Annotated in this window: 11 protein-coding genes; 6 read left to right on the top strand and 5 right to left on the bottom strand. The window is 55.4% G+C overall.

Annotated features, from left to right (window positions below; all coding sequences use genetic code 11):
* Nucleotides 1-52: 52 nt before the first annotated feature.
* The 4 genes from ACUZ9Q_RS08570 (at nucleotide 53) to ACUZ9Q_RS08585 (ending at nucleotide 4,217) form a co-directional block, all read left to right on the top strand.
* Nucleotides 53-2,071 carry a cation:proton antiporter domain-containing protein gene (locus ACUZ9Q_RS08570; protein ID WP_449247690.1) on the top strand — a complete coding sequence of 673 codons (2,019 nt, stop codon included), beginning with the start codon at nucleotides 53-55 and terminating at the stop codon, nucleotides 2,069-2,071.
* 230 nt (nucleotides 2,072-2,301) lie between these two features.
* Nucleotides 2,302-2,727 carry a CoA-binding protein gene (locus tag ACUZ9Q_RS08575; protein WP_215648860.1) on the top strand — a complete coding sequence of 142 codons (426 nt, stop codon included), beginning with the start codon at nucleotides 2,302-2,304 and terminating at the stop codon, nucleotides 2,725-2,727.
* A gap of 18 nt (nucleotides 2,728-2,745) precedes the next feature.
* Entirely contained in the window at nucleotides 2,746-3,198 is a 453-nt protein-coding gene (locus ACUZ9Q_RS08580) for a YkgJ family cysteine cluster protein (protein ID WP_192112003.1), read from the top strand.
* 2 nt (nucleotides 3,199-3,200) lie between these two features.
* Complete coding sequence (locus ACUZ9Q_RS08585) at nucleotides 3,201-4,217, top strand: J domain-containing protein (protein ID WP_449247691.1); 1,017 nt, start codon at nucleotides 3,201-3,203, stop codon at nucleotides 4,215-4,217.
* A 118-nt stretch (nucleotides 4,218-4,335) separates the two neighbouring features.
* Here ACUZ9Q_RS08585 and panD read toward each other — a convergent pair whose 3' ends face one another.
* Together panD and ACUZ9Q_RS08595 are read right to left on the bottom strand one after the other, a co-directional pair.
* Nucleotides 4,336-4,893, bottom strand: a complete 558-nt coding sequence (panD, locus tag ACUZ9Q_RS08590; protein ID WP_296966791.1) for an aspartate 1-decarboxylase — start codon at nucleotides 4,891-4,893, stop codon at nucleotides 4,336-4,338.
* A gap of 119 nt (nucleotides 4,894-5,012) precedes the next feature.
* Entirely contained in the window at nucleotides 5,013-5,435 is a 423-nt protein-coding gene (locus ACUZ9Q_RS08595) for a hypothetical protein (protein WP_027180902.1), read from the bottom strand.
* Nucleotides 5,436-5,696: 261 nt separating this feature from the next.
* Between ACUZ9Q_RS08595 and ACUZ9Q_RS08600 the strand changes: the two genes are divergently transcribed.
* Entirely contained in the window at nucleotides 5,697-6,617 is a 921-nt protein-coding gene (locus ACUZ9Q_RS08600) for a DMT family transporter (RefSeq protein WP_308584027.1), read from the top strand.
* A gap of 254 nt (nucleotides 6,618-6,871) precedes the next feature.
* Nucleotides 6,872-9,187, top strand: a complete 2,316-nt coding sequence (locus ACUZ9Q_RS08605) for a methyl-accepting chemotaxis protein (protein ID WP_449247692.1) — start codon at nucleotides 6,872-6,874, stop codon at nucleotides 9,185-9,187.
* Nucleotides 9,188-9,381: 194 nt separating this feature from the next.
* Here the strand turns inward: ACUZ9Q_RS08605 and ACUZ9Q_RS08610 are convergent, their stop codons facing one another.
* The 3 genes from ACUZ9Q_RS08610 to ligA all read right to left on the bottom strand — a co-directional run bounded on the left by ACUZ9Q_RS08610 (nucleotide 9,382) and on the right by ligA (nucleotide 13,848).
* A complete protein-coding gene (locus tag ACUZ9Q_RS08610; protein ID WP_323389913.1) occupies nucleotides 9,382-10,410 on the bottom strand; it encodes a linear amide C-N hydrolase in 1,029 nt (342 codons plus the stop codon).
* A 503-nt stretch (nucleotides 10,411-10,913) separates the two neighbouring features.
* Complete coding sequence (gene dapB, locus ACUZ9Q_RS08615) at nucleotides 10,914-11,702, bottom strand: 4-hydroxy-tetrahydrodipicolinate reductase (RefSeq protein WP_449247693.1); 789 nt, start codon at nucleotides 11,700-11,702, stop codon at nucleotides 10,914-10,916.
* A 16-nt stretch (nucleotides 11,703-11,718) separates the two neighbouring features.
* Nucleotides 11,719-13,848, bottom strand: a complete 2,130-nt coding sequence (ligA, locus tag ACUZ9Q_RS08620) for an NAD-dependent DNA ligase LigA (RefSeq protein WP_449247694.1) — start codon at nucleotides 13,846-13,848, stop codon at nucleotides 11,719-11,721.
* Nucleotides 13,849-13,857: the final 9 nt, after the last annotated feature.

Raw genomic sequence — 13,857 nt, forward strand, 5'->3', positions numbered from 1 at the left:
GCGCGTCTTGCGCTGTATATGGTCACAGTGCTAGATTGCCGCAGGAGGCTGCATGGAAGTTCCTTTGCTCTATGAAATCGTCATTATTTTTCTTCTTTCAATATTCGTCACCATCGTCTGCAACAGAATAAAACTGCCCGCTACCGTGGGCTTTCTGCTTACAGGCGTTTTGTGCGGCCCGTCCCTGCTGGGTATCGTCAAGGATATGCAGGCCATTGATCATATTGCTGAACTCGGCGTTGCCATGTTGCTGTTCACAATAGGCATGGAACTTTCCGGCGAGGCCCTCAACCGCCTGAAACGGCCCGTTTTTCTGGGCGGCAGCCTGCAAATCGGCCTGACAGTTCTTGCCGTGGCGGGCATAGCCATGCTGCTGCGCGATGCCACCTACCAGAAAGGCCTTTTCTGGGGCTGTCTGGTGGCGCTTTCGTCCTCGGCCATCGTGCTGCGCATTTTGCAGGAGCGCGGGGCCACAAACACGCCTACGGGCCGCCTTTCCCTCGCCATCCTTGTTTTTCAGGACATTATGGTAGCGCCCATGCTGCTGGCGGTGCCGCTGCTCGCGGGCACGCTTGAGCTTTCTCTCCAGGGAGCGGTGTTCTCCACCCTGCGCGTGGTGGTGGTACTGGGCGGCGTACTGCTGTTTGCCCGCTTTGGCCTCAACAGGCTTATGGAAGCCGTGGTACGCACCCGCACGAGGGAAATACTGCTGCTCTCCACACTTGGCCTGTGCCTTGGCATGGCCATGCTGACCAACCATCTGGGCCTTTCGCTCTCGCTCGGAGCCTTTTTGGCAGGTTTGATGCTTGCCCGGTCGGAATACAGCATGAGCGTTATTTCGGGCATTCTGCCCTACCGCGATGTTTTCATGAGCCTGTTTTTCATCTCGGTAGGCATGATGCTGAATCTGGAGTTTTTTTTAGAGCATTTTGTCGCCATTATTGTTCTGACAGTGCTGTTCATTGTCATAAAATCCCTGCTCACCCTGCCTTCGGTGCTGGTGCAGGGCTATCCCTTGCGCGCGGCCATCATCACCTCCCTTTCTCTCGCGCAGGTGGGCGAATTTGCCTTTGTTCTGGCGGCATCTGGTCTGGCGGCCGGGTTGTTCGACATGAACGCCTACCAGACATTCCTTGACGTAAGCGTGCTCACCATGATGCTGACCCCCGGCCTTATGGCTGTGGCCCCGCGTATTGCCGACAAGGTTGCGGGCAAGCGCAACGAAAGGATGCTCGCCAGGGCCGAAGACCACGAAGGCGCCTGCGCCATGGATGACCACCTGATTATTGTGGGCTTTGGCATCAGCGGAAAACATCTGGCCCATGTGGCCCGAGAATCGGGCGTATGTTACACCATCCTCGAAATGAATCCTGAAACCGTTACCCGCTATCGGCACAAGGAACCCATTTCGCACGGCGACGCCTCGCAGCCCATTGTGCTGGAGCATCTGGGCGTCACCAGGGCGCGTGTGCTCGCCATCGTCATTTCCGACCCGGCAGCGGTGCGCTCCATTGTTATTGAAGCCCGCCGCTTCAACCCCAACCTGCACATCATTGCGCGCACCCGCTTTGTGAGCGAGGTGGCACCTCTGCGCGCGCTTGGCGCGGACGAGGTGATCGCTGAAGAATTTGAAACTTCCATTGAGGTTTTCAGCCGCGTGCTGACGCGCTATCTGGTTCCCCGACAGGATATAGATTCCTTTGCCGCGCGTATCCGGCAGGAGAATTACCGCATGATCCGCCGCATGAGCGCATCGGTAAACTCGCTTGATTCCATGGTCAGCCGCCTGCCGGAGATGGGCGTTCAGGCCATGCGCCTTGCCGCCGCCTCGCCCCTTTGCGGCATCAGCCTTGCCCAAAGCCAGATGCGCCGCAAATACGGCGTAACGGTCATTGCCATTCTGCGTGACGGCGTAACCCAGGCATCGCCCGAACCCAACGACCAGTTCCAGGCCGATGACGTGGTTTATCTGTTTGGCAAAACAGATAAACTTTTGGCAATAGCCCCGCTCTTTTCCGGCCCCTTGCGCGAATCCGGCAAGGAAACCAGCCCCCCGCCCAAGGCTGCATAGCGCATTTCGCAATTGCTGCGTAAAAGGAGGCGGGGCTTGCCCTGCCTCCTTTTAATTGCCAAACTCGGCAAGGTGTTAGCGCTGCCACGGCAAAAGATTCTGCCAAACCGGGGCTGGGAACTTGCGCATTTTGCCATTGCCGTCTATTAAAACTGATTACAGATATACTAACGGGAGCAACCCAAAGGGCTGCCCGCTGATAATCCGCCCTCTTGCGGTATGGATGTACTATGCTTGACGACAGACTGATGCGCGCCATGTTTGGCGAATCACGCAGCATCGCCATTATCGGTGCCAAGGACAAAGCCGGACAGGCCGTGGACAGGGTCGGGCGCTATCTGCTGGAGCAGGGATACAGGATTTTTCCTGTCCATCCTGTGCGCAAGACCGTATGGGGGCTGCCTGCGGCAACCTGCCTTGCGGAGCTGCCCGAGCCTGTGGATATCGTCAATCTGTTTCGCGCGCCGGAATACTGCCCTGCCCACGCGCAGGAAGTACTGGATCTGCCCTGGAAACCAAAAGTTTTCTGGATGCAGCTTGGCATACGCTCGATCGAGGCACGTCAGATGTTAGCCCGTACAGGCATGACAGTGGTTGAAGATTCCTGCATCATGGTGGAACACGAGCGCCTCATGCGCCCCTCTCTCACTTTTTAAGGTCAAGGATTATAGCCCATGTCTGCCGCTCACGGAGAATCTGTTTTCAACTGCCGCATGTGCGGCCACTGCTGCGAAGGAAGAGGCGGCATTGTCGTAAGCCCCACAGACCTGATCCGGCTGGCAGCGCACATGCAGCAAGCACCGGAAGCAGTGGCGGACAGCTATTGCGAACGCATTGGCGGCAAACTCAAAATTCGTTGCGGCGAAGACGGCTACTGCGTATTTTTTCGCCAGGGCAGCGGCTGCGGCGTGCACGAGGGCAAGCCTTCAATCTGCCGCGCATGGCCCTTTTTTCGCGGCAACATCGAAGACCCGGCCAGCCTTGCCATGGCCAAGGAATTCTGCCCCGGCATCGAAACTGGCGCGCTGCATGCGGATTTTGCGCGCGAAGGCCGCGACTATCTGCGCGAAAACGGCCTGCTTGCTTCTGATGCCACCTGTGAAGCCAATGCGCTTATCCTGAAGTAATCATGCGACGCCGCCCCCGCCAGATATCGTTGAAAGAATGCTACGACATTCTCAAGCTTAAAAAGGACGCCGATACGGCTGACCTCAAGCGGGCCTACCGGCGTCGCGCTTTTGAGCTGCACCCCGATCTCAACCCCGGCAACCCCGATGCCAGCCGGGAATTTCAGCTGCTCAACGAGGCCTATGTGGCCCTTTCCGCCATACTCAAACATGAGGACGGCGTACGGGCTTCAACAGAGGCCAGCAGGGCTGCCCAGGCAGAGAGCAAGGCGCGGGCCGCAAAGGAAGAGCCCGCTGACGACAGGGCTGAACAGAAGGCTCAGGCTGAAAATGGCTCTCAAGGCAGCAACGGACAGCAAGCGGAACCTGACGCAAAAGAAGCCAGCTCTGGCCCGGCTGACGCCGCTGCCGGGGCACGGGCCGCAGACGAGACCGGGAAAGCCCAAAAAGAGCAGAATCAAGAGCAGCAAAAGGACAAAACGGCAGACAAAAAAAACGCGCAGAACGGCTATTCAGAGCATGACGTGCTGCGCGACCTGCTTACAGATCCCTTTGCCCGCCGCGTTTTTGAAGATATTTACAGCGAACTGAACCGCCAGCATCAGGAAGAAGCGCCCCCCCAGCAGGAAGCGCCTTACCAAAAGGAAGGGCCCACTTTTGGCCAGCCCAAGGAAAAACCCACGGCAGAAAAGCGCAATGTAAAACTGCACAAGAGCAATCTGGCCTGGGGCACGCCCAAGTGGAACAAAGACCACAGCAAGGGCGTTACCGGTATGGTCAAGGGCTGGCTGCGCCGTCAGATTGATGAAGAACAAACCCTTGCCCTGCCGTCGGCAAATCTTGCGCCCGGCAAGCGCATTCGACTGCAAATACGTCAGGCCCTTTCTGGCGAGCTAAAAACTGTCGAAATCACCCTGCCGCCGGATTTTGCCGTGGGCAAACCCATCCGGCTGCGCGGGCTGGGCAAGCGTGTGGGGCCGTGGCAAGGCGATTTGTACCTTATTATCACCAACGAATGATCACGCGCTTTCATGCGCGCCGCAGTATAAACGAAAAGAGGCCCCTGTGGGGCCTCTTTTCGTTTATACTAGTCTGCTCATCGCAAGAGCATTTTGCGCGTTCTGTCGGAGCCTGCGGCTATTCGGTTTCCACATGAAAGCCAAAGTCGCCCTCTTCTTCCCCGTCCACCACATAGCGCAGGCGCTCATGAATGCTGTTGTCCTCGTTAAAGGTCAGCACTACGGGTTTACGGCTGTACAGATCCTGTGGGCCGTTCACGTATTCGTAAGCGCTGATGATGACTTCATCCCCACGCTGACAGGCCCGGGCCGCCGCACCGTTGAGTATGCAGCAGCGCGACCCCGGCTCGCCGTAGATGACGTAGGTGGAAATACGCTGTCCGTTGCTCTTGTTCCAGATATACACAAATTCCAGCGGGTAGATGCCCGCCTCGCGGCACTGCTCCGGGTCAAGCGTCACCGAGCCGTGGTAGTTCAGTTCGCACCCGGTAACACGAATGCAATGCAGTTTTGCCCGCAGTATTTGCAGCATGACAAACTCTCTTGCGCGGTTGAACGCGCCTAAAAAAAGGTCGCACAGGCGACCATGAATGATGCCGAATCCGGCAGTTGCCCGCACCGCAGGAGTTGCCAGCACAGGGCAACCCCTCGCGCCGCCCGGTAGCGGCGGACGCATGAGCACGGCATGCAACAACTATGAAGCGCACCGCAAGCCTCACCGGGCGCGGCCCCGGTTTGGTCGCTACGCTCCGGGCCGCAAAAGCGGTGTGAACCTAAGCAGACGGCGCAAAAAAATCAATACGCCTTGATGTACTCGTCCATATTTTCCGCAGAGCAGTTGCGGCTGACCCAAAAAGCAGAGGCCCATACCATCAGGGCTGTGGCCTGCGTGTCGTCCAGACTTTTGATCTTGGCTTCAAGGCTGGATTTGCTGGCCCCATGCCGCAGGTGCACACCGTTGATGTCGCAGGCATCCGTAACGCGCAGCAAAAGATACGAAAGCCGCGTATGGTCGGGCATGAGCTTCATATCCTTGTGGGCTTCCACAATGGTTTTCAGCTCCGCAGCACTAAAGATATGCTTGATGCCCGTGATTGCCCGAAAAAACGTGTCCACCGCCCAGGGAAGGATAAACTCCGCCCCCGCGCTCTTTGTGCGGAAGTAGTCTTTGAGCCAGCGTTCCTGATCGTCGTTAATACGTGCTGCGACCTGCGGCATGATGCCCCCGATGTTGCGTGCGGCCTGGCGCAAGTTCGCCAAGCATCGTGTTACGCTATGTTTTCTTTTTGCGCTACACTACCTGCTCGTGAATTTCAAGATAAAATCTAGACTTTTTTCCAGAAACATTGTCCGGGCTTACCGCAGATCAGGATGCGGGCATGGCAAATATGCCAGATGCATGCCCCCTTGCCTAGCCCTGCTTGCCGCGCGCTGCCCTTGAATGTATCCATAGCGCACAGACAGAATAAAGGAGCTTGCATGCAGAATGCCAGACAGGCTGCGCCCCCACAATTACAATCTACCACAGCACCCAACAAGGACGCAATGCAGCAAAGCGCCGTGCGCGCAGCTCTGATCCGCATGCACGCAGCCACGGTTCTGTTTGGTATCTCTGGCATTTTTGGCAAATTGTGCCAGTGTTCCGCCGTTGATCTTGTCTGGGGCAGGGCCGTGGTTGCAGTGGCCGCCCTTGGCTGCATCTGCCTTGTCCGGCGTGATCCGCCCTGGCATGGAATTGCGGCACGCGACCTGACAGGCCTTGCCGTAAGCGGCATTCTGCTGACCCTCCATTTTGTTACTTTTTTTATGGGCATAAAACTGGGCGGTATTGCGGTGGGTACGCTCGGCTTTGCGTGTTTTCCCGCCTTTACGGCCCTGTTTGAAGCCATAGCCTACCGCGAGCGCCCAAGCGCCCGGGAATTGCAGTGCATTGGCATGGTAAGCATTGGGCTTGTGTGCCTGACGCCCTCGTTTTCGCTGGCTGATACTGCAACCCACGGCCTGCTTTGGGGCATTGTTTCCGCTGCGGTCTACGGCCTGGTAGCCATAGCAAACCGGCACTTTGCCGGGGGCATGTCTGGCATGCAGACCTGCTGGTGGCAAAATACGGTAATAATCATCTGCCTTCTGCCCTTTGCTGCAGCGGATGTGCCGGGCATCGCCGCTCTGGACTGGCTGTGGATAATCTGCCTGGGCCTTTTATGCACCGCCCTCGCCTACAGCCTTTACGTAAGCAGCCTCACAGCCCTCAAGGCCCGACAGGCAGCGGTTATCATCACGCTTGAACCTGTTTACGCCATAATTGCTGCGTGGCTGCTCTTTAGCGATGCTCCCGGTCTGGGCATTTTTGCAGGCGGCGCACTCATACTTGGCGCTGTGTTCAGACTCAGCAGGCGATGATATAAGCGGCTTTTGGGCTGCAATTAATTTTTTTTAATTCGATAATCACATAAACATATACTACACAACTGCCATTTCCACAAAATATTATTACAAATGATATAAAGTTTATATTGGATTTGACGATTTTTTTGACTATTAATAATAAAAAAAATTTAGTCAGATGTGCTGCGTTAACGGAATGCTAATTTTTTTAACATACGTTATCATCACATCATAATCACCCTTGCATCACGAGCTCACTGGAGGATACCATGCCACGCCTGTCATTCAAGAGCGTAAATACTGTTATAGCCGCACTGATAAGCGTCATTCTGCTTATCGGCGTTTCCATTTTTGTTGTTTACGTTGGCAAATCTTCATACCACATTGTCAACAATACATCTGTTGGCGGCATGAAGATCATAAACAACGGCCTCATTGCCAACGTCAATGACATGATTGACGCCAACATGAGCATGATCAAGGTTCCGGCGCAGAGCGGTCAGGCGAAAAAAGCCATCGAAGGTAACAGCGCCGAAATGGACACCCTTATCAAAGCCCTTATCAAAGAATACAAGGGAATCAATTCCATCTTTGTTCTAAATTCGCAGGGCGTTGCTGTTTCCGGCGCATCCTCCAATGGAGAAAATTTTATTGGCAATAACTACAGTGAAAGAGGCTATTTCAAAACTGCCATGCAGGGCAAGGATGCCATTGACCCCAACATCGTTATTGCAAAAACCACAAAAAAAGAAATATTTGCCATCGCTACTCCAGTTTTTGGCGACACAGGCAAGCCCATTGGCGCAGTATGCGTGACCATGAACTGGCTTGAATATATTAAAAGCCATGTTTTTAACATAACAGTTGCAGACCATGGTTATGCATTTATTATTGATGCCAACGGTCGCGTTATTGCCCACCCCAAGGCTGAGACTCACATGAGCGATGTCAGCAAGCTGGAATTTGTAGTCAAGGCGCTTAAACTCAAAAACGGCTCTTTTGATTACGGATTTCAGGGTAAGGACAAGGTAATTGTTTTTCAAACCATTGAAAGAACAGGCTGGCTTGTCTGCACCTCCGCATTTACAGACGATCTTGCAAAAGACGCCGTTGAGCAACGCAACATTCTTATTCTCGTTGCTATCGGCATTTTTGTTGTATTGCTGGGCAGCATCATATTTATGGTTCGCCGGATCATTACCGCCCCGCTGAAGAACATCATGGACTACAGCGCGCAGATTGCGCACGGCGATTTCAAGGCCACACTCGCGGGCAATTATAGTTTTGAACTAGCTGAACTTGCAGGCAATTTTAAAGAAACGACCGCAGTGCTCAAAAACCGCCTGGGTTTTGCTGACGGCGTATTGCAGGGCATCACCTTCCCCACCCTGGTTGCAGATACAGATGTGCGCATCACCTATGTGAATGATGCCATGGTCAAGCTTGTGGGCAAAAGCGGCAAGCCCGACGACTATAAGGGCATGGGAGCGGCTGAATTTTTCTACGGGGATGCCAACAAGCGTACCATCTGCCATAAATGTCTGAGCGAGGGAGTAAACGCACATGGCATTGAAGCAGCAATGACCTTTGCAGACGGCCAGCACAAAAATCTGCGCATTGATGCCTCGCTGATCCGCGATCTGGACGGCAATATTGTTGGTGCAGTAACACTTGTGTTCGACCTGACGGAAATCAAAAAGCAGCAGGCCACCATCGAGCAGCAGCGTGACGCCGTTGCCCAGGTGGCGCAGAACGCCAATGCCATTGCCGACAGGCTTTCCACCGCTACCGAAGAGCTTTCCACCCAGGTGGAACAGGCCAGCCGTGGCGCGGATCAGCAAACGCAGCGTGTTTCTGAAACCGCCACCGCAATGGAGCAGATGAATGCCTCGGTGCTTGAGGTTGCGCGCAATGCGGGCGGTGCCTCAGACACTACCATCAATGCCAAACGCAAGGCGGAACATGGCGCAGAAGTGGTCAACAAGGTAGTGCAGGGCATCAACCAGTTGCACACGCAGGCTTTGGGCCTCAAGACCGGAATGGCCTCGCTGGGCGATCAGGCCCAGAGTATCGGCCAGATCATGACCGTGATTTCAGACATTGCAGACCAGACCAACCTGCTGGCCCTCAACGCCGCCATCGAAGCGGCGCGCGCGGGCGAAGCCGGACGCGGATTTGCCGTTGTGGCCGACGAGGTGCGCAAACTGGCGGAAAAGACCATGCAGGCAACCCGCGAGGTTGGTTCCGCCATTCAGGGCATACAGAGCGGCACCACGCAGAACATTGATCAGGTCAACCAGACTGTAGACACCATCGAGCAGACCACTGAGCTTGCCGGAACCTCCGGCGAGGCGCTCTCAGAAATTGTGGTGCTGGTGGATCAGGCTGCGGATCAGGCGCATTCCATTGCCGCCGCCGCAGAAGAACAGTCGGCCACCAGCGACGAGATCAACCGCGCTGTGGAACAGATCAACACCATCAGCGTAGAGACGTCCTCCGCCATGTCGCAATCTGCCAACGCAGTGACGGAACTGGCAAAGCAGGCGCAGGAACTCAAAAAGCTCATTGCGCAGATGGTTTCCTAAAAACACCCAGCGGGGCAGTGCGCAAGCCTGCCCTCCCCTGCAACAAGCTCGAAGCCCCTGAACGGCAAACCGTTCAGGGGCTTTTTATGTCTCCGTTTCACGAGTACGAGATGCAGTTAATAACATTTTCAAGCTGACAGGTACATGCTGGTTTCAGACTGCATCAAGCTGTTTAGCCGCAGCAAGAAAATCTCCTACCGCTTTTCCGGTACCAGCTTACCAGAAATTTCACCGTTCAATGAATGATCTTCGCCCGACACAAAGAGTATCGGCTTGCCCTTGGAAAAACTGACCTTGCTGAGGTCTACCCAAAACATATTTGGCGAATCGGCAGCCTGAAAGAAATAGAGCCTGTTGGTGGAATCGGCCAAGGTTGTCCATAGGGTGGGCCACTTGTCCTCGGATTCAATATCACTTGAGGTGTTTTCCGCCCCTTTGGGAACCGACACTGTCTTGATAATGCTGTAGGCCATCGCCAGAGCTTCCCTTGTATCAGTGGGAGCGGGAATTGTTTTCAGAAAGGCTGCGGCGCGAACAAAACGGCTGGCAGGATCAATATCGCCCGGCAGAGCTTCTGTACCGCCAAAGTATCTGAAACGCTTCATGTTGTTGAGTTGCCATGCGAGCGGAGGCTCGTTGGTCATGACATTGGACTCGCTGCCATGATGGACAACCATGACTCCATCCACAAATTCAACCACAGCAGAGTCGCCACTTGCGTCAGAGACAGACAAATGCAGCGGCCATGTCCGCCCAGAAGCAAGTTCAGAAACAACCTGTACACTCTTAAGTGATTCCAGCGCTTCTACAACCGTGGCCGATGTATCTAAAATATATTGTATAACCAGCAGATTGGATACTCCTGGTCGATTGTCGCGAGCTTCGTACTGGGATTCGTGCAAATACAGCAGATTTGCCACAAACCCTTTTTCATTGATGCCATCAGAAGTTCCGGCATTCAACGAACGCACAACAACACTGCCGTACTTCGATTTCCATTTGAGAGACTGGCCGGTTGTCGCACCTCCATCCCTGTCCATACCCTGAGGGTACACCATAATTTTGGCGTGGTCTGGAATGTAAAGATCCATTGTGCGCGCAACAACATGATATGGCGCATGGTTGAGTAAAATACGCGAGCAGGCGTTGGCGGGCGTACAATTCAGCCCAATGCACAAGCCAGAGGCGATAACAGCGGCAGCCAACATACGTTTTGCAAACATAACAGTCTCACTCGGTTAAGGATTTGCGTCGATCCACCATACAATGTAATTACACTGATGCGACCTCACAAAATTGCTCACAAAACCAATAGAAAGACAAAGTGTAAAAACAAGTAATCTGCAAAAATGTTCAAAAAAAATCATATTAATGCAGGATCATAAAAAATTACATAATTTATTTTTACTAAATTTATATATCTACAAACACTACACACTATAAATATTAAAATATTATCGTACAATTATATTGTAAACACAAAATATTATATATTAAAACGATAAACTTTTTTTGAAACGCTTATTATTCAATATTTTGTTTATATTATTATCGAATTAAATGAATAGCAATAACTTGGCATGCAAATACAGACAAGGCTCGTTTCAGTTCAGGCTCAGCCACAAAGCGCTGAGCCTGAACTGAAACGAGCCTTGAGGATTATGCAATAATATCAGCCCGCAATAACCGGAGAAAAATATGGCCCGGTGCTGCGCATAGGCCTCCGTTAAATATCCTTGATCACGTCCTGCATGCTGTAAAGCTTGCCGGGCTTCTGCCCTGCCATCCAGCCAGCGGCACGGATAGCGCCGCGCGCAAAATTTTCGCGCGAGTGGGCCTGGTGGGTCACTTCAATACGCTCACCGGGGCCCATGAAATACACGGTATGCACGCCCACCACATCGCCGCCGCGTATGGCCTGAATGCCGATCTGCTCCTTGGGGCGGGCGCCGATGATGCCGTCACGGCTGGAGCAGCGCACATCGTTGAGCTTCCAGTCGCGGGCCTCGGCAAGGCATTCGCCAAGGGTCAGGGCCGTGCCGCTGGGGCTGTCCTTTTTGCGGTTGTGGTGCAGTTCCACCATTTCAATATCATAATCCTCGCCCAGGGCCTTGGTGAGCTGGGGCAGGATGTTGAGCAGCACATTCACGCCGATGCTCATGTTCGAGGCCCAGAAAATCGGGGCCTTGGCGGCAAGGGCGCGCAGTTCGTCTTTTTGCTCATCGGTAAAGCCCGTGGTGCCGATTACAAGGGCATTGCCGGTCTGCGCAACGGCCTTGGCCGATTGCAGACTCACCGCAGGAGCGGTGAAGTCAATGACCACTGCCCCCGGGAGCTTGGGCAAGAGGGCCGACAAGCTGTCGGAAACAGGGCAGGCAGCGCCCGCAAGAGCGGCTATGCGCTCCGGGCTGTCCACCAGCCCCGCAAGGGTGAACTGCGGGTCGGCTTCCACAAGCCCGCTGATGGTTTTGCCCATACGCCCGCTGGCCCCGACCACAATAATAGAAGTACTCATAGCTTCTCCGTTTCCGTTATTCCGGCTCAATGCCGGATTCACGCAACAGGTTTCTGAATTCCGTTTCATCCAGGACGGTTACGCCAAGGGAGCGCGCCTTGTCCAGTTTGCTGCCCGCCTTTTCGCCCGCCACCAGATAGTCCAGCTTTTTGCTGACAGCACCAAGGGGAACAGCCCCGGCGGCCTCGGCCCACTTTTGCGCCGTGCCGCGCGGCACGCTGATGGTGCCCGTAAAAAGGATGGTTTTGCCAGCCAGCGGCCCTTCGACAAGGGTTTGCGCGCCCTGAGCCGAATCCGCCCCCTTGGGCCACGGGCCGTTTTCCTTGAGCCGCGCAAGCTGCTCGCGGTTGGCAGGGCTGTCAAAGAAGTTGCGTATGGACGAAGCCACTTCCGGCCCCACATCGGGCAGGGCCAGCAGGCTATCCACAGTGGCGTTTTCCAGTTCGTCCAGATCGGCAAAGCGCGCCGCAAGGGTGCGGGCCGTCTGCTCGCCCACGTGGCGGATGCCAAGGGCGCTGATAAGCCTTTGCAGGGTCGCGGTGTGGCGGGCGTTTTCCAGCGAATCCACAAACTTTTGCGCCAGCACCTCGCCCATGCGTTCAAAGCCCAGCAACTCCTGCACGGTGAGGCTGAACAGATCGGCTGGCGACTGTACGCGCCCGCTGGTCACAAGCTGCTCGATCCACTTTTGCCCCACGCCCTGAATATCAAGCCCGGCCTTGGAAACAAAGTGGGTTATGGAGCGCAGCCGGATGGCGGGGCAAGCCAGATTCTCGCACCGCCAGGCAGCCTCGCCTTCTTCGCGGTACACAGGTTGCCCACAGGCCGGGCATGTGCGGGGAAACTGATAAGGTTCAGCGCCTGCGGGCCGTTTATCCAGCACCGGGCCGACCACTTCGGGGATAACATCGCCCGCGCGCTGCACAATAACGGTATCGCCCACGCGCACGTCGCGCGCGCGGATTTCATCCTCATTATGCAGGGTTGCGCGCGAAACCATCACCCCGCCCACAGCCACCGGCGCAAGCATGGCCACTGGCGTAAGCGCCCCTGTGCGCCCCACCTGAATTTCTATGCCCTCAAGCAGGGTTTGCGCCTGCATGGCCGGGAACTTGAAGGCCACGGCAAAACGCGGCGCGCGCGCCGTAAAACCAAGTGCCTCCTGGGCTTCAAGGTCGTTCTGTTTTGCCACGGCGCCGTCAATTTCCATGGCAAATTCCGGCCTGTTTTCGCGCACCCAGTTCACATAGTTTTCTACATCCTGAGGGTTCGCGCAGAGCTTGCCGTTTGGCGGCGTAAGAAAACCGTATTCCTTCAGCCTGGCCATCAGCTCCGAATGCAGGCGGCACGGCTGCGCCGGAGCCCACTGCGCATCACCCAGACTATAAGCCAGAAAACGCAGGGGGCGCGATTCCGTAACCGAAATATCAAGCTGGCGCAGGGTTCCTGCTGCCGCATTGCGCGGATTGGCAAAGGTCTTTTGCCCCAGGGATTCCTGCCGCTCGTTGAGGGCGTCAAAATCCTTTTTATACATCACCACTTCGCCGCGCACTTCAAGCCGCGCGGGAAACGGCCCCTCGCCCCTGAGGCGCAAGGGCACGGTGCGGATGGTGCGCACGGCCTCGGTGACGACTTCACCCACTTCGCCATCGCCGCGCGTCAGAGCTTCCTGCAACACGCCATTCGCATAGATGATTTCCAGCGCGAGGCCGTCAAGCTTGGGATCACACCAGAAGGCCTGCGGCAGGGGGCCGTTGACTTCCGTATCCCATGCGCGGCGCATACGCTCCACAAAATCGCGCCACTCTTCCACAGAAAAGACGTTGTCCAGACCGTACATCTGACGGCTGTGGCTTTTTTTGGCGAGGCCGTCCAGCAGCTTGCCGCCCACGCGCAGGGTGGGCGAATGGGCAGAGCGCAGCTCGGGCCAGCGGTCTTCCAGCGCGGCCAGCTCATGAAACAGCGCGTCAAACTGGTCGTCCGAAATTTCCGGCGCATCCTGGGTGTGATACAGATAATTGTGGCGCTCCAGCTCTGCGGCCAGCCAGCGGGCGCGGTTGCGCTCCTCGCTGCTGGGACCGCCAGCGGGGCCAGTGGCAAAGAGGCTGTTCTGCTCCTGCCTGCCATTGCGTGAATTCTGCGACATGAAAAAACC

The organism is Desulfovibrio desulfopostgatei, from assembly GCF_053570645.1.